A 17,185-nucleotide genomic window follows, 5' to 3' on the forward strand; every position below is an offset into this window, starting at 1 on the left:
CCATGCCCGGGATGTAATTCCCAAGTTGCTGACAGTCCTGGATTGAAACAATCACGAAGCGTACAACGTCACATTACATGCTACACGTATTTCTTGAAGGTTCTTCCCTTATATGTGTTTAGAAGCAAAGGAGAGCGATCATATTGAAAACGAAGATCATTCCTCTGGCGATTGTAGCCTGCTTGCTGGTACCCTCATCCCAAGTGTGGGCCGAATCTGCCATCGTCAAAAAAATGAAAGAAACGGATCAAAAACAGCTGGCCGAAGAACGAAACAAAGAGTGCACAATGGGATGCCGGACGACGAGGGGATGGTCCCATCAGATTGGACCCGATTTTTTCGCATATCCCGACATGGCTAACGGTGCTGAGCTTTCACCCGATCAACTGTATCTTTTGCGGCGGTTGAACGATCTGTATCTGCAGCAAACGAAAATACTGCAGCTTGTCTGGGAGCAAAAGGTTTCCGCTCCCTACTCTCAGCGGAGAGAGGAAATAAAGGGGATTGTGCTCGACATGTTTGCACGTGTCGGGTCAATGCAGGACGTTTCTCCGAATGAAGTGAAGATCCTGCAGGAGGCTGTCCGCGTCGCAAGCAATCTGCACCTCTGGGACGACCTGCGAGAAGAGTGGGTGGAGGACAGGGATATCAATTTTGCTTACCAGTATGCAGAAGGCGTAGAGAAAGCTCTCGACCGTTTTCGGGAGGACATTTACAAGTACCGGGACCATATCCCTGGTGGACATTTTGCCCGCTTTGAATGGGGGCACGCTTTTACGATGAATGTCCTTAAAGAATTTCATAAGCCGTTGGCATCAGCGTACCCTGAGACTGTACACGCCTGGACCGAAAAATATACAGTGAAATTTTTAGATGATCTGCAAAAAGACAACACAGCGAAGCTGGATGAAAGATTACAGGCTGTTCTTTCGATCTACAACACTTACAAAGCGATGCCTGGAACAGCAGGGAAAGGCAGTCTGTCTTTTTCCCTGGGAGACAGAATCATTGAAATGATCAAAACCAATAATCAGACGATCACAGAGAACGAACGATACTACCAGGATTATGCCATCTCTCTTGGAAACCTATATGAGGTCTCCAAGCTTCCAGATATCGCTGCCGACAAGAAAAAGGCGATGAAGCTGCAGTGGTACCGTTCCTTTATGGAGGGACTTGGCAAGCTCGATGTCCCGGCTGTCTACAAAGGGAATTTCTATTGGTATGTTAACTATTTGGTTGACAATGACTTGAAGCTGTTCAACGCAGAATTTCCAAATGAGCGGAAGCTGCTGGCCAAACAGCTACTCACAAAACTGAAGGAAGAAAAAAATCCGGAAAACAAGGCGGAATACAACCAAACAATCGCCAAGCTGACAAAGCTGGCGAACGGTAAATAAACGGATTGTCTTCCAAAGCTTGCATCTTTTCTCCTCCTGCGACCCATACTATCACAGACAGCGAAGGAGGAGGATTCATGCAAAACAGACAAAGGCCCGATTATTTGAATCGCCCCCCTTTTGGGAGCAATCAGGAGGCCCCGCAAACCGCGCCGACAGAACCGCAACAGCCTGGCCAGCCTCCGGGTGCAGAAGATCCGAAAAAGCGTTTGCTCGACTCCATCACGCAGTTGGGGCAAACCAATGTTCCTCAACTGGAAAGCAATATTTATTGTTTGACGATCATCGGACAGGTGGAAGGTCACATCCAGCTGCCGCCGCAAAACAAGACGACGAAATACGAGCATATCATTCCGCAACTGGTTGCGGCAGAGCAAAACAGCAAAATTGAGGGAGTCATGGTGATCTTGAATACGGTCGGGGGAGATGTAGAGGCAGGCTTGGCGATCGCGGAGATGGTCTCTTCTCTCTCGAAACCGGTCGTTACACTGGTCCTTGGAGGAGGACACAGTATTGGCGTGCCAATCGCCGTCGCTGGCGACTATTCCTTCATAGCAGAAACGGCGACCATGACGATTCACCCGATACGCTTGACCGGCCTTGTGATCAGTGTCCCGCAAACCTTTGAATACCTGGATAAAATGCAGGATCGGGTCGTCAGCTTTATCGCCCGCCACTCCAGGATCACAGAGGACCAGTTCCGCGAGCTGATGCTGAGGACAGGCGAATTGACGCGGGATATCGGCACCAATGTCATCGGAGCAGATGCGGTCAAGTACGGGTTGATTGACGAGGTAGGAGGGCTCGGCAAGGCTTTGAAAAAGCTGAACGAGCTGATCGAAAAAGCCCGGAACGGAGAGAAGGTGCTGCAGTGATTTTCTATTCCGTGGTCCCGATGGAAGTAGTGTTCGAAGGGATGGATCAGGTAGAGAAACAAGTCCTGCGTGAGCTCCCGATGGGTGAGGCGACTATGGTGGTTGAGCAAACAGGTCCTTACGAGGGCAAGATGGTTCGCCTGATCAGTCCCAATCCGCAGGACTATCTCAACCCGGCGTTTGCACCCGGTCAAGTGATTCGTTTTCGGCCGGAAGGTTTCGGGCAATAAGACCTGTATTTCTATGAATTTCCTGTGTTATACTAGATGTGGACAAACAGCAGCCGACCTACAAACGGCTGCCTTTTTATACGTCCGGACTTTTTTTGAGTGATAGATGAGTGATGGAAACGAAAGAAGGGAGGCATGCCACCTGAGTAGAAGAGCAAAAAGACAGTCGCAAACGGCAGTTGCCTCTGTTGTCAAACTGGAGCTGCTGGGACTGGTCATGATCGTGCTTTGTCTCATCGGACTTTTGGAAAGCGGCTGGCTTGGAAAGAACATTCTCGCCTTTTTATTCCGCTTTTTGGCCGGGTCGTGGGATTTTACCATCCCATTATTGATCATGGGGCTGGCCGTACATATGATGTTTACCCGAAAACCGCCGCGGATGTCGTTGCGCGTTTTTGGATTGCTGCTCATACTTGTCGCTGTTTTGACCTGGGATCACATGTTTTTGTACAAGCAGGTAACGGCTGGAGGAACGTTTTCCGATCAGAGCATCATCCGCGTCACCTGGGATCGGATCTGGCTTGACCACAGCCAGAAGGTGTCGACGACCGGAGTCGGCGGCGGGATGGTGGGGGCGGTATTTTTCGCTCTATGCAATGGTCTCGTCGGGCCGATCGGTACCGGATTGATTATCGGCTTTTTGATTTTGGCCGGAATCATGTTTTTGTTCAACCTGTCTTACGTGGACATCGCCATTTTTGCGAGAGACAAAATCGCTCTGCTGTATGCCAAGATGAAAGATTCGGTCAAAGATTCTGTTCAAATGCTGCAAAATGAAAGCGAAAAGCGAAAGCAACTGGCTGAAGAAGAGCGCGAAGCGAAGAAAGCCAAGGAAGCGCAGATGGCAGCCGCGTCGAACGCAACACAAGCCTTTGATGCCGGCAATGCTGACACCTCCGGGGACAGCCAGCCTGGAACAGGCGGAGAAGAGCAGACACAGCATGCAAGCGCACCGCTTATTCGCGATTTTGCGGAAAGGCTGGTGACCGAGCAGGGAAGCGAGGCGGAAGAGGAAGCGATTGCAACTCCTCGCACGAAACCATCGGTTGAGCGCGAGATTACCTTTTCGCTTGAGGGGGACGAAGAGATCTTTGGCACGCTGGAGGAGGAAGGCGCGCAGCCGAGCGTTCCTTATGTGCTCCCCAGCATTCAGATGCTGACCCGACCAAAGGCGTACATTCCAGGCAAAGATGTCGATCATACGTCCAACGCGAACAAATTGGTGCAAACGCTCAAAAGCTTCGGGGTCAATGCGATCGTCTCCGAGGTTCACCGCGGTCCGGCCGTTACCCGTTATGAAGTGCAGCCTGCAACCGGGGTGAAGGTGAGCAGGATTGTCAGTCTGACAGACGATTTGGCGCTGGCGCTCGCTGCCAAGGACATTCGCATCGAAGCGCCTATTCCGGGAAAATCAGCGATCGGGATCGAAATCCCGAATTCCGAGGTTGCGGTTGTCTCGCTTCGAGAGGTGCTGGAATCGGCCTCTTACCAGGATGCCTCCGCGAAATTGACGGTTGCCCTCGGGCGCGATATATCTGGCGAGCCGATCGTTGCCGACCTGACGAAAATGCCGCATTTGCTCGTCGCAGGCGCTACGGGCAGCGGGAAGTCTGTATGTATCAACGGGTTGATCATGAGTATTTTATTCAAAGCAAGCCCGGACGAAGTAAAGCTGATGATGGTCGATCCCAAAATGGTCGAGCTAAACGTATACAACGGCATCCCGCATCTGTTGGCACCGGTAGTCACTGACCCGCGAAGAGCCTCGGTTGCGCTGAAAAAAGTCGTGGCTGAGATGGAGCGGCGGTACAATCTGTTCGCCAAGACAGGCAGCCGCAACATTGAGATGTACAACCAGCAGGCAGAAGGGGCTCCACTTCCTTACATTGTCGTGATCGTGGACGAGCTGGCAGACCTGATGATGGTCGCGCCCGGTGAGGTGGAGGATGCGATTTGCCGTCTCGCCCAGATGGCGCGTGCGGCGGGGATCCATCTGATCATCGCTACGCAGCGCCCGTCAGTAGATGTCATCACGGGATTGATCAAGGCGAATATCCCTTCCCGGATTGCCTTCGGCGTATCATCCATGGCCGATTCCCGAACCATTCTGGATATGGGCGGTGCGGAGAAGCTCCTCGGACGCGGAGACATGCTCTATTTGCCGATGGGCGCTTCCAAGCCGACCCGTGTACAGGGGGCCTATGTTTCTGACAAGGAAGTAGAGGAAGTAGTAACGTTTGTCAAGGAACAGCAAGAGGCACGCTACCAGGAAGACATGATTCCGGAAGAGACAACAGAAGACGCGCAGCCGGTAGTCGACGATGATATGTACGACCAGGCTGTCCAAGTCGTAGTAGAGGCCCAGACGGCATCGGCTTCGCTTCTGCAGCGCAGACTGCGGGTTGGGTATACACGTGCGGCCCGTTTGATTGACATGATGGAGGCACAAGGCGTCGTGGGGCCTTACGAGGGAAGCAAGCCGAGAGAAGTGCGTTTGCCAAGGCCCACTCCCGAGAGCAACATTTCCTAAAATGAACATGATTTTCATAAATGTACCTGCGGGGCGCAGAGACGAGACGATCGTCAGAAAACTGTCATCTAGTCAAAAAAATTGGCTTGCATGATATTCGCCCCTAGGGTACAATTTTTACGGGATTGAAGGAAATTGTTGTTATCCTCTCTTGATTTCAAGAGGTCTGACGTCCTACCTATTCGAATAGCTGAGGAAGCAGGAGTGGAGGAAGATGAGCATCAAGGGGAATTTCCGTTCGCTTTGTCTCTTGGTAATGGACAAGATCAAAAGCGACATCGATTCCGGGAAGCTAAAACCCGGTGAACGTCTACCTTCCGAAGCCGACCTTTCCAAGCAATTGGGTGTGAGCCGAGCGACGCTGCGGGAAGCTCTTCGCTTGCTTGAAGAAGAGAAGATTGTCATTCGGAGACACGGTGTGGGGACCTTTATTAATTCTCGACCTGTTTTTTCAGGTGGAATTGGGGAACTCTTTAGTGTGACGGATGCAATCGAACGCCAAGGCTATGTTGCCGGCACAACCATTTTGCGTACGGCTTACGGCGAACCTGCGGAGGAAGAGCGGAAAAAGCTTTCTCTCAATCCGGGAGAGGGCGTTCTCATGGTAGAACGGATTCGCACGGCAGATGGGGAACCGGTGGTCTACTGTTTTGACCGCATACCCGCCCATCTGGTACCTGGAGGCTATACGGAGGGTGGAGAATCTATTTTCAAGTGGCTGGAGTCCGTGACCGGGATCCGCATCGCTTATGCGATTGCCGATATGGAACCGCTCGGACATTGCGAAAAGGTATCTCCCCTGTTGCAGTGCAACAAGGCGACGCCTCTCTTGCTCTTGAAACAGATTCACTACGACGAAAGTGAACGGCCTGTCTTGTATTCACACAATTACTTTCGGGCCGACAAATTTCACTTTCACGTTGTACGCAGACGGTTGTAACACGTGAGGGAAACCTCACTCAACAATTTCATCTCATTAAAAATAGGGGGTATTCTGACATGAAAAAGGTACTTTCTGTCCTGTCCGTGGCAACCCTTAGCCTGTCTTTGGTTTTGGCCGGCTGTGGAAGCAAACCAGAAGGACAACCAGGTGGTGCTAACCAAGGTGGAGCAGAAGGGGGAGCCCAAGGCGGAGCAGCGCCTACTGCACGCATCGGCATGGTTACCGACGTGGGCGGGGTAAACGACAACTCCTTTAACCAAAGTGCATGGGAAGGGCTGCAAAAACTGCAGAAGGACCTGAACCTGCCGCAGGACAACGTAAGCTACCTGCAATCCACCTCTGATGCTGACTACATCCCGAACTTGACTCAATTTGTAAAAGACAAGTGGGATCTGACTTGGGGTATCGGTTTCGTTATCGGTGACCACGTGAAGAAAGTAGCTACTGAAAACCCTGACAGCAAGCTCGCTATCATCGACGCAGAAGTAGACGCGCCAAACGTGGAATCCGTTCTGTTCAAAGAGCATGAAGGTTCCTTCCTGGCTGGTGTCGTAGCGGCGAAAATGTCCAAGAGCAAAAAAGTTGGTTTCGTGGGCGGTATGGAAATCCCAGTAATCAAGCGCTTTGAAGTTGGCTTTGAAGCTGGTGTAAAAGCAGCTGATCCAAGTGTTGAAGTAGTAAAAGTATACACGGGTGCATTTGACAAGCCTGACCTCGGTAAATCTACTGCATCCCAAATGTACGGCCAAGGCGTAGACATCATTTTCCACGCTTCCGGCGCAACTGGCGATGGCGTGTTCAACGAAGCAAAAGACCGCAAATCCAAAGGCGAAAATGTTTGGGTAATTGGTGTAGACAAAGACCAGTCCCTGACATTTGGTGATGAAGTAACGCTGACTTCCATGGTAAAACGCGTGGATGAAGCTGTTTACCGCGTATCCAAAGACGTGATCGACGGCAAATTTGAAGGCGGAAAAATCGTATGGCTCGGTCTGGCTGAAGACGGTGTAGGCCTGGCAGAAACCTCGAAGAAAAATGTGCCTGAAGACGTATTGAAGCTGGCAGATGAGTTCAAGCAAAAAATCGTTAAAGGCGAAATTACAGTACCAGAAAAGTAAGAAGACCTCTAAGACTGCACACGGACAAGGCTAGTTCGAGCGACTAGCCTTGTTCTTTACCTTCTACACTAGACCCACAAAAACGGGGGGAACATGGTTGAAACCTGTACAGACTGTTGTTGAAATGCGCGGTATCACAAAGCGCTTCCCCGGCATTATTGCCAATGACAACATCAACCTTGTTGTGAAAAAAGGGGAAATCCACGCCCTCCTGGGAGAGAATGGCGCTGGCAAGTCCACACTGATGAATGTTTTGTTCGGTTTGTATCAGCCTGAAGAGGGCGAAATCCTCATTAACGAGAAGCCGGTGAAAATCACCAGCCCCAGCGTAGCGAATGATCTTGGTATTGGAATGGTTCATCAGCATTTTATGCTCGTAGAAAAGTTTACGGTTACAGAAAACATTGTATTAGGAAATGAACCGAAATCCGGGTTACAGATAGATATGCAGAGTGCCATCAAAGCAGTCGAGAAGTTGTCCAATCAATACGGCTTGAAGGTGGATCCGCGAGCCAAAATTGAGGATATATCCGTGGGGATGCAACAGCGTGTAGAGATTTTGAAAACGCTTTACCGCGGCGCCGATATTCTGATCTTCGATGAGCCGACAGCTGTGTTAACCCCTCAAGAAATCGTGGAACTGATCGAGATTATGCACAACCTCGTCAAAGAAGGCAAAACGATTATCTTGATCACCCACAAGCTAAAAGAAATCATGGCTGTCTGTGATACGGTTACCATCATCCGCAGAGGAAAAGTCATCGATTCCGTAGGGGTAAAGGATACAAATCCGGATGACCTTGCGGCAAAAATGGTCGGTCGTGAAGTTAACTTCCGTGTCGATAAGAAGGAAGCAAATCCGAAAGAAGTCATTTTGTCTGTGGAAAATATTACGGCGATGGGCAACAGAGGCGTCAATGCGCTCAACAGCATCTCGCTGGAAGTAAGGAGCGGGGAGATCCTCGGCATCGCGGGTGTCGATGGCAACGGGCAAAGTGAACTTATCGAGGTATTGACAGGGCTGCGGAAAGCCTCCAGCGGACGTGTGCTGCTCAAAGGTCAAGATATAACGAACAAGACACCGCGCGTCATTTCGGAGTCGGGCTTGTCGCACATTCCCGAAGACCGCCACAAGCACGGTCTTGTCCTTGACTTCCCGATGAGTGAAAACATGGTGCTGGAAACGTATTTCCATCCAGAGTTCAATAAAAACGGCTTCCTGGACTACGCGGCAATAGACAAGCATGCGAGCAAACTGATCGAGGAGTTTGACGTGCGGACACCGAGTATTCACACCCCTGCACGGGCTCTTTCCGGGGGCAATCAGCAAAAAGCGATTATCGCCCGCGAAGTGAACAAGGATCCGGATCTGTTGATTGCAGCTCAGCCTACACGTGGTCTCGACGTTGGAGCCATCGAATTTATCCATAGACGTCTGATTGAACAGCGGGACAAAGGAAAGGCCGTCTTGTTGCTATCCCTAGAGCTTGACGAGATCATCAACGTTTCCGACCGGATCGCGGTCATTTACGAAGGCCAGATCGTCGGCATTGTTGATGCGAAACAGACGGACGAGCAAGAACTTGGCTTGATGATGTCTGGTGGAAAACGAATGCAAGGAGGCGGCAACGGTGAATAGAGTCATTGCCATCTTTACCAAGGAGTCGTTCCTCGTACCGGTTGCTGCCATTATTCTGGGCCTGTTGACGGGCGCTGTCGCCATGCTGGCAGGCGGTTTTAATCCAATTCAGGCATATGCGTCCCTGGTTGAAAAGGTATTTGGAAGCTCTTATAACTTTGGGGAAACGATTCGTCAGATTACCCCGCTGATCTTTACAGGTCTCTCCGTGGCATTTGCGTTCCGGACCGGTCTTTTCAATATCGGTGCCGAGGGGCAATTTATTATCGGGATGATCGCTTCTACGGCAGTAGGGATTTCTTTTGATCTTCCGGCGTATATTCATGCTCCGCTCGCAGTGATTGCAGGTGCTCTTGCCGGGGGACTGTGGGGCGCTATCGCGGGATGGCTCAAGGCTGCGCGAGGCGTAAACGAAGTGATCACGACAATCATGTTAAACTGGATTGCCTTGTACTTTGCCAACTACGTTGTCAAGGCGTTTTACCTTCAAGAAGGCCAGCAGCGCTCGGAAATGATCAAGGATTCGGCGTCTATCTCTTTTGCATGGCTTTCCCAGATGTTTGACAGTGCCCGCCTGCATTGGGGGACGTTGCTTGCGATTTTGGCCGCGGTATTCTTTTATATCCTTCTCTGGAAGACAAAGTCGGGCTTCGAGCTCCGCGCTGTAGGGTTAAACCCGCATGCTTCGGAATACGCGGGGATGAATGTGAACCGCAATGTGGTCAATGCCATGTTCGTCGGCGGCATGTTCGCAGGTATCGGCGGAGCGTGCGAGATTTTGGGCGTATTCCATTACCAATCGATTATGGCTGCACAGCCCGGATACGGCTTTGACGGTATTGCGGTAGCGCTGATCGGAGGAAACACCCCGCTTGGTGTCATTTTGGGGGCCATTCTGTTTGGAATGCTTACATTTGGAGCTGCCGGTATGAAATTCGGTGCAGGGGTACCGGTCGAGCTGATTCGGGTAGTAATCTCCTCTGTCATTTTCTTCGTTGCAGCGCATGGAATCGTCAAGTTTTTCATTAAGCCACTTTTACAGAAGAAGGAGGGTGGAAACTGATGGATTGGGGAGTGATTATCGGCAACCTTATTCATGATACCATCGTGTTTTCCACTGCCTTGATATTCGCCGCTCTGGGCGGTATGTATTCGGAGCGATCCGGCGTGGTGAACATCGCGCTGGAAGGGATGATGGTCATCGGCGCCTTTACCGGTGCAGTGTTTACTTTCTTTGCTCAGGATTCATTCGGCTCATTGGCTCCTTGGATCGGTTTGGTGGGAGCGTGCATTGCCGGAGCGCTATTCGCTACGCCGCACGCGGTCGCTTCTATCACGTTTAAAGCCGACCAGGTCGTCAGTGGTGTCGCCCTCAACTTTTTGGCAACAGGTCTGTCTGTCTACCTGACCAAGATCATTTTCAACGGTGCAGGACAAACGACGACATTGCAGCAAGTATTCAGCAAGTGGCACATCCCGGTGCTCAGCGACATTCCCATTTTGGGACATGCCATTTTCGAAGGCTACCCGACCAGTTATATTGCCTTCGCACTGGTTGCGCTTTCCTGGTATCTGCTGTTTAAAACGTCATTCGGGCTTCGCCTGCGGGCGGTCGGGGAACACCCGCGTGCTGCCGATACCGTTGGGATCAACGTAAAACGCATGGGTTACACGGCTGTTATGATCAGCGGCGCTTTGGCAGCTATGGGTGGAGCAACGATTGCGCTTACTACCACCAGCAACTTTTCTCACAATACCGTGTCCGGACAAGGCTTTATCGCCCTTGCCGCTCTCATTTTCGGGAAATGGCATCCTGCCGGCGCGATGGGGGCTGCCCTGTTCTTCGGGGTAGCGCAAGCGATCAAATCGCTGGTTCAAATTTTTGGTCTCACCAAATACGTCCCGACCGAAGTGATTTTCATGCTTCCATACATTCTCACCATCCTGGTGTTGGCTGGTGTGGTTGGACGCTCCAGCGCTCCTGCCGCATTGGGCAAAGTGTATGATACCGGATCTCGCTGATTAACATTTTTTGCGTCTGGAACCTGCTTTCTCCCCTGTGCGATAATGTGTACGAGTTTGAACGCATAGGGGGGAAAAAGATGACTCGCTGTGTACATACTAACAGCCCTCGTCTTATCAGCAGGCTTCTGGGCGCTTTTTTGCTTGTGACATCTTTCACGATAACCCACAGCATGGATGCTCATGCCCAGACATCACGCCCCGTCATCTCGATGATGATAGATGGCAAAGGGGTGCTCTCCGATGTACAGCCTCTTCATCAGAACGGACGCATTTTGGTTCCAATCCGCCTGCTTGCGGAGCACTCGGGCGCAGATGTTTCCTATGATCCGGATACACGCCAGGTGACCTTGCGGGATGGAGCCCATCAGGTGGCTGTGTTCCCTGAAAGCAGAGTGGGATATGTAAATGGAAGCCGCAAAAAGCTGGATACAGCACCCGTAGTCAGAAATAGACGGACACTTGTACCGATTCGGTTTGTCAGTGAATCCTTGGGATACGAAGTGACGTGGGACCAACGGGCAAAAGTGGCGAAGATTTGGACAAAGCCAGTCGCCGAAAATGAAAGGAAGCGCTTGGAGCGAGGAAACCCGTATATCGTCCAGGCTGGAGATACCTTGGAGACGATCGCCAAGCGGCATGGTACAAGTGTTTCTGCAATTCAAGGCAACAATGCTGACGACGCCGGGTATCTGCTCACGGGTCAACTGCTGTTTTTGCCGGGTAACGCGAAAAAGGCAGTGAACCCTCTGTCTGCCGCGGTGGACCATTCTGTGCTGCTCTCGGAAAGATACGTCTTCCCATTTGACAGCAAAAGCGAGTATCAGCCATTTGGAGACAGCTTTGGCTTTGGGCGGGAGTGGACAGAATCAAACTCGGGAACAGTCCGCTCCCATGAAGGAATTGACATCATGGCACCACAGGGGACGCCTGTTTACAGCGTAGGAGACGGCGTGATCAATCGGATCGGCTGGAACACTTATGGCGGGTGGCGAGTCAACATCACCGATGAAAACGGGAAATACCGGATGTACTACGCCCATTTGACAGCCTATCCGCCTGATCTGAAAGTAGGTTCGACGGTCAGACCCGGGCAGTTGATTGGATTTGTCGGCACGACAGGCTATGGACCACCTGGGACAGATGGCATGTTTCCGTCTCACCTGCATTTCGGACTGTATCGGACTGCAGACGATCGGGCAATCAATCCGTACTACTACCTGCAATACTGGGAAAACAACAAGGTTGATTAGCAGCTGATTAGCAAAGGAAGCATTTGGGGCAGACTACCTGTATGGAAGGACTTCAACCATGAGGAAGAAGGAGGACACCATATGTGGACATGTCCCTACTGTGGCGGGAATCACGGCTTGCCTTTTCATGACGGTCAGCTGGACGGCATGCTTTGTCTGGAACCCGATTGCGGGCGATTTGCGGAAAGCGTTTCAGACCACGACGATCTCAGTGAATGGGACGCCACGGATTTTTAGTGCATGATTAGAGGGAGCGCCAATCGCTCCTTTTTTATTTTCCTTTTTTTCGGTAAAGTGGAAGCATAAAGGAGGTAATCCGATGCAGATTGAATTGATCGAATTTTTAGACTTGATTCCGTACGGGATTGTTTTGGTTGATCGGGATGGAATGATTACCTTTGTCAACACGGCCGGTTCACAGCTTTTGGGACTGAAGAGAGAAGAGATTGTGGAGCGGCCGATCAGCAGTATTGCCCCCGGCTCTGATATGCTGCAGGTCATGAGCCAGGGACGACCCAGTTTACGCAGAGAGATTCGCTATGGCGAAAAGCTTTTTCTCGTTGACCGCCTCCCTTTCTCTGTTGCAGGAGAAGTGGTAGGTGGCATTTCCATTTTTCAGCCTCTGGGCCATATGGCAGACAGCCTCGGAAGGTGGACCGAACAAGAACGCGAGCTGCATCAGTTCAAAGAGCTGGTCGAGCAGCTGTATGACGGAATTGTCATGTGTGACAAAAGCGGGATCATTACGATGATCAATCAAAGCTACTGCGATTTTTTAGGCACGACGATTGAGGAGGCGATCGGACGCCATGTTACGGAAGTGATTGAAAATACGAGAATGCATCTCGTCATCAAGAGCGGCAAACCCGAGATAGACCAGCTAATGCGGATCGGTGACAGGGAGATCATCGTAAGCCGTATGCCGCTGAAGGAAGGGGAGGAGACGGTAGGCGCATTGGGCAAGGTCGTATTCAGCGATTTGCGCGAGCTGCGCAGTATCGTGGAACGCTACAACATCATGGAGCGAAAGCTGGACTTTTACCGTCAGGAGCTAAAGCGGATGATGGGAGCGAAATACTCGTTCGCCCATATTTTTGCCGAGCACCCCCTCATGAAAGAAGCCGTCCATCTGGCCAAACGGATCGCGCAAACGAAATCCTCGGTATTGATCCTCGGTGAGAGCGGGACCGGTAAGGAGCTGTTTGCTCATGCAATCCATGAAGAGAGCAGCAGGGCGGATGGAGCGTTCGTCCGGGTAAACTGTGCCGCCATCCCAAAGGATCTGATGGAAGCAGAGCTGTTCGGGTACGAAGACGGAGCGTTTACCGGAGCGAAAAAAGGAGGAAAGCCCGGCAAGATTGAGCTGGCAAACAACGGGACGCTGTTTCTCGATGAGATCGGGGACATGCCTTTGGATATGCAGGCGAAGCTGCTTCGCGTCCTGCAAGAAAAGGAAGTGGAGCGGATCGGAGCGACCAGACCGGTCAGCGTGGATATTCGCGTCATCGCGGCCACCCATCGTCCTTTGGAGAAATTGATTCGGGAAGGCAGCTTTCGCGAGGATTTGTATTATCGACTGAATGTCTTCACGATTAACCTGCCGCCTCTCCGGGTGCTCGGACTCTCCATCATTGCGCTGGCCCATGAGCTGATCAAAAAGCTGAACAACGAGCTGTATACCGATGTAACAGGCATCAGCCGGCAGGTACAGGAGATTTTTTTGGCGCATCGTTGGCCGGGCAACATGCGGGAAATGAACAATGTGCTGGAGAGGGCCGTACAGTTGGCGGAACAGGGGGAGCTGGAGGTGGAGCATCTGCCGCCTTATTTGCTGGACAGACAGGTGACTGTTGACAGTGAAAATGCTTCGTTTGACCTCGAGGCGGAGGTGGCCAAGACGGAAAGACTCGTGCTCGAAGCTGCACTGGCTCACTGCGGCGGAAACAAAGTCCAGGCAGCCCAACTGCTAGGCATACATAGGGCAAGCTTGTACCGGAAGCTGGAAAAGCACCGGATACCCAACGAATGATCGTCGCAAAAACGCAACATGTCGCAAAGTTGAATCAAGAATGTGTCGCAAAAATGAAACATTCAGATTCAAGAAAGCGATCAATTCTGCTCCTTTCCACTTGGCACAAAGGTTGCAAATATTCTGAATTGCAAACGGTTACAAGTGTGGAAGGAGGACCTATGCTAACAAATCTGAAACTCGACAAAGTCGCTTTGATTACAGGGGGGGCAAGCGGGATCGGGCTGTCGATCGCAGAAAAAATGTATGCCGCGGGGTGTCAGATCGCCATCGCTGACATCGACGAAAAGAAGGCGCGGTCTGCTGTTGACTCCATGGAAGCGAGGGACAGCCAAAAGAAAATCGCCATTCAGGCGGATTTGTCCAACTTCGCTTCGATCCGCGAGATGGTTGCTGTTTGCCAAAAAGAGCTTGGCGCTGTCGACATCCTCGTGAACAATGCCGGCTTCCAGCATGTTTCTCCGATTGAGACGTATGATCCTGCGACGTTTCAAAAAATGATTGAGGTCATGCTGGTAGGACCATTCGTGGCGACACAAGCCGTTTTTGCCCAGATGAAACAGCGGGGCTGGGGCAGAATCATCAACATTTCCTCGATCAATGGCAAAATCGGTGCTCCGTTTAAAGCCGGTTATTGTTCTGCAAAACACGGGATTATCGGACTGACGAGAGTGACGGCGATGGAAGCGGCAGACTCAGGTGTGACCTGTAACGCCATTTGCCCCGGGTATGTGGATACGCCGCTCGTCCGCAATCAATTGGCTGATCTTGCAAAAAGCTACCAGGTACCAGAAGAAGAAGTGCTCGAAGAGGTGATTCTCAGAAACGTGCCCCAGCACCGCTTGCTGGAGGCGGGGGAAATTGGCGAATTTGCGGTATTTCTCGCATCTGACCAAGCTGCGGCAATCACCGGTCAGGCCATCAATATCTCGGGCGGATATGTCATGCACTAATAATTTTGGGTAAGAGGGGGACTGGCAGCAGTGAAAAAGGCAAGATGGTGGTTTACGTTGGCGATGGTACTTGCCGTGGGGGCAGCGGGATGCGGACCGAAGCTGGACCAATCTTCAGGCGGTCAATCCGGCGGGCAGACGCAGGCGGGAGCAGCACCCGGCAGCCAGAGCTCCGGGGGAGAGTTCAACGTCGGATTGGCGATTTCGCTCAGCGGCGGAACGGCCAAGTTCGGGGAAGCGGTCAAGCGGGCTGCCCAAATGGCGGTCGACGAGTTTAACGAAGCGGGCGGAGCTGATGGCAAGAAAGCGAAGCTGATCGTGTACGATGACGAGGCCAAACCCGAGAAATCGGTTGAGATCGTTCAGAGATTGATACAGCAGGACAAAGTGGTCGGCTTTGTCGGGCCTGCCAACTCCGGAAATGCAAAAGCCCACATCAAGTTTGCTCAGGAAGCCGGGGTGCCGGAGATCATCCCGGTCGCGACGGGAACGACCATTACCCAGACCTATGAAAAGGAGGACAAGAACTACATCTTTCGGGTAGCGCCCTATGACAAGGGGCAGGTAGAAACCATCCTGAAGTGGGTCGTGGAAGAGAAAAAATTGACCAAGATCGGTCTGCTGCATGATACGACCGGTTACGGGCAGGGCGGCAAGACGGACGTGGAAGGCGTGCTGAAAGACAAATACAACATGACTTTGACCGCAACCGAGTCGTTCCAGGTAAACGATACGAACATGGAGGCGCAGTTGAGCAAAATGCGCGATGCACAGGTTGAAGTCGTGATCTTTTACGGTCTTGCCCCGGAGGCGGCTCAATATTTGAAATCCCGGCAAAAGCTGAACTACTATCCGCTGACGGTCGCGTCCTGGGCGATGGGGGACCCGACAGTGAAAGAGCTGGTGGGAGATCTGGTCAACAAGGACGTTTACATGGTTCAGTCCTTTACGATCGATCAAAGCGCTGAATCAAAAGCATTTCACGACAAGGTGGTAGCCAAATACGGCGAAGACATCTTCCCGATCGCATCGGCTCAAGGGTACGATTGCATGCAGCTGATCCTGCAGGCCGTCAAGAAAGCGGGAACAGACCCGAAGGCGATACGGGACGCTATCGAAAATATGACCGGCTTTACCGGCATCACGGCGATTGGGGAACAGCCGTTTACAAAAGAGAATCACGAAGCGTTGACCAGCTCCAATATGTTTTTGGCGACCTATAGGGACGGCGTAATCGTCAAGCCTTAGCGCTTCGAAGTTCTCTTGACGACTTCGTGGCACGGAAGATCTGGAGAGGAGGTAGTGTTATTGCTGCAAGCCATCGTGAGCGGATTGATTCTGGGGAGCATTTACGCGATTATTGCCCAAGGCTATTACATTACGTTTGTGACCACCCGGACGATGAACTTCGGCCAGGGAGACTTTCTGATGCTGGGCGCTTTGGTGGGATTGACAACATTGGGTACGGTGACTTCTGCAGGAATGAACCTGTTTGTATCAGTTCTCGTCACGATGGTGGTCGTGGCAGCGGCTATGGCCATGCTTGGCTGGGGGCTGGAGAGGGGAGCGATTCGGCCCCTCGGCCACGTTTTGTCCGTGGGCTGGATTCTCAGTACGGTTGCCGTTTCCTTGATGATTCGCAATATTGCGATGCTGATCTGGGGGAGAAATGTGATCCCGTTTCCGTCCCCTTTTGGAAATGAGGTCTACCGATTTGGTTCCGTGGGCATCACCAAGCACGAGATCTTTGTCGCGATCTGTGCCATCGTCATCATGGCCTGCCTGTTTTTCTTCCTGAACCGATCGCTGCTCGGAAAGGCTCTCGCTGCTGTCGCTTTCAACCCGGATGCTGCGTCGCTGATGGGCATTAACCCAAGGCGGATGGCGGTACTCGCCTTTGCTCTCTCGTCAGCGTTGGCCGGCGTCGGCGGCATCCTGGTCGGACCGATCACCAATACCGCGTTTTTCATGGGAGCAACACTCGGTTTAAAGGCTTTTGCTGCTGCCATTATCGGGGGATTGACCAATCCGCTCGGAATTTTGATCGGCGGACTGCTGCTCGGGGTCATCGAGCAGGTATTCTCTCTCTACAGTTCTGCCTACAAGGATGCCAGCGCGTTTTTGCTGATCCTGATCGTCCTTATTTTTATGCCCCAAGGATTGCTCGGAAAGAAAGTAAAGGAGAAGTTTTGA

General features: G+C 51.8%; 15 protein-coding genes. All 15 read left to right on the forward strand.

The genetic code is table 11. The features are described from left to right. Positions 1-143: 143 nt before the first annotated feature. A complete protein-coding gene (locus V5G20_RS12535; RefSeq protein WP_338463432.1) occupies positions 144-1,400 on the forward strand; it encodes a hypothetical protein in 1,257 nt (418 codons plus the stop codon). A 77-nt stretch (positions 1,401-1,477) separates the two neighbouring features. Further along, a complete protein-coding gene (locus tag V5G20_RS12540; RefSeq protein ID WP_003385817.1) occupies positions 1,478-2,275 on the forward strand; it encodes a ClpP family protease in 798 nt (265 codons plus the stop codon). Continuing rightward, entirely contained in the window at positions 2,272-2,505 is a 234-nt protein-coding gene (locus tag V5G20_RS12545) for a YlzJ-like family protein (RefSeq protein ID WP_003385816.1), read from the forward strand. The genes V5G20_RS12540 and V5G20_RS12545 overlap by 4 nt, the downstream gene beginning before the upstream one ends. Before the next feature lie 106 nt (positions 2,506-2,611). Then, positions 2,612-5,035, forward strand: coding sequence for a DNA translocase FtsK (locus V5G20_RS12550; RefSeq protein WP_338463433.1), 2,424 nt, complete (start codon positions 2,612-2,614; stop codon positions 5,033-5,035). Between the two features lie 214 nt (positions 5,036-5,249). Continuing rightward, complete coding sequence (locus V5G20_RS12555; RefSeq protein WP_003385811.1) at positions 5,250-5,975, forward strand: GntR family transcriptional regulator; 726 nt, start codon at positions 5,250-5,252, stop codon at positions 5,973-5,975. 59 nt (positions 5,976-6,034) lie between these two features. Then, on the forward strand, positions 6,035-7,096 hold the full coding sequence (locus tag V5G20_RS12560; protein ID WP_003385809.1) for a BMP family lipoprotein: 1,062 nt from the start codon (positions 6,035-6,037) through the stop codon (positions 7,094-7,096). A 97-nt stretch (positions 7,097-7,193) separates the two neighbouring features. Further along, complete coding sequence (locus tag V5G20_RS12565) at positions 7,194-8,735, forward strand: ABC transporter ATP-binding protein (RefSeq protein ID WP_003385807.1); 1,542 nt, start codon at positions 7,194-7,196, stop codon at positions 8,733-8,735. Further along, on the forward strand, positions 8,728-9,798 hold the full coding sequence (locus V5G20_RS12570; RefSeq protein ID WP_003385804.1) for an ABC transporter permease: 1,071 nt from the start codon (positions 8,728-8,730) through the stop codon (positions 9,796-9,798). Before V5G20_RS12565 ends, V5G20_RS12570 begins: the two co-directional genes overlap by 8 nt. Continuing rightward, the gene (locus tag V5G20_RS12575) at positions 9,798-10,757 is read left to right on the forward strand and encodes an ABC transporter permease (RefSeq protein WP_338463434.1); all 960 of its coding nucleotides are present in this window, start codon (positions 9,798-9,800) and stop codon (positions 10,755-10,757) included. The genes V5G20_RS12570 and V5G20_RS12575 overlap by 1 nt, the downstream gene beginning before the upstream one ends. A gap of 80 nt (positions 10,758-10,837) precedes the next feature. Beyond that, complete coding sequence (locus V5G20_RS12580) at positions 10,838-12,010, forward strand: stalk domain-containing protein (RefSeq protein ID WP_039071453.1); 1,173 nt, start codon at positions 10,838-10,840, stop codon at positions 12,008-12,010. 81 nt (positions 12,011-12,091) lie between these two features. Next, on the forward strand, positions 12,092-12,247 hold the full coding sequence (locus tag V5G20_RS12585; protein ID WP_170208368.1) for a hypothetical protein: 156 nt from the start codon (positions 12,092-12,094) through the stop codon (positions 12,245-12,247). Between the two features lie 82 nt (positions 12,248-12,329). Beyond that, positions 12,330-14,039, forward strand: a complete 1,710-nt coding sequence (locus V5G20_RS12590; protein WP_338463435.1) for a sigma 54-interacting transcriptional regulator — start codon at positions 12,330-12,332, stop codon at positions 14,037-14,039. A gap of 161 nt (positions 14,040-14,200) precedes the next feature. After that, complete coding sequence (locus V5G20_RS12595) at positions 14,201-14,992, forward strand: 3-hydroxybutyrate dehydrogenase (RefSeq protein WP_031932896.1); 792 nt, start codon at positions 14,201-14,203, stop codon at positions 14,990-14,992. A gap of 30 nt (positions 14,993-15,022) precedes the next feature. Next, entirely contained in the window at positions 15,023-16,240 is a 1,218-nt protein-coding gene (locus V5G20_RS12600; RefSeq protein WP_003385798.1) for an ABC transporter substrate-binding protein, read from the forward strand. Positions 16,241-16,294: 54 nt separating this feature from the next. Then, complete coding sequence (locus V5G20_RS12605; RefSeq protein ID WP_035979482.1) at positions 16,295-17,185, forward strand: branched-chain amino acid ABC transporter permease; 891 nt, start codon at positions 16,295-16,297, stop codon at positions 17,183-17,185.

This window comes from Brevibacillus borstelensis, from assembly GCF_036700025.1.
GTDB lineage: Bacteria > Bacillota > Bacilli > Brevibacillales > Brevibacillaceae > Brevibacillus > Brevibacillus borstelensis.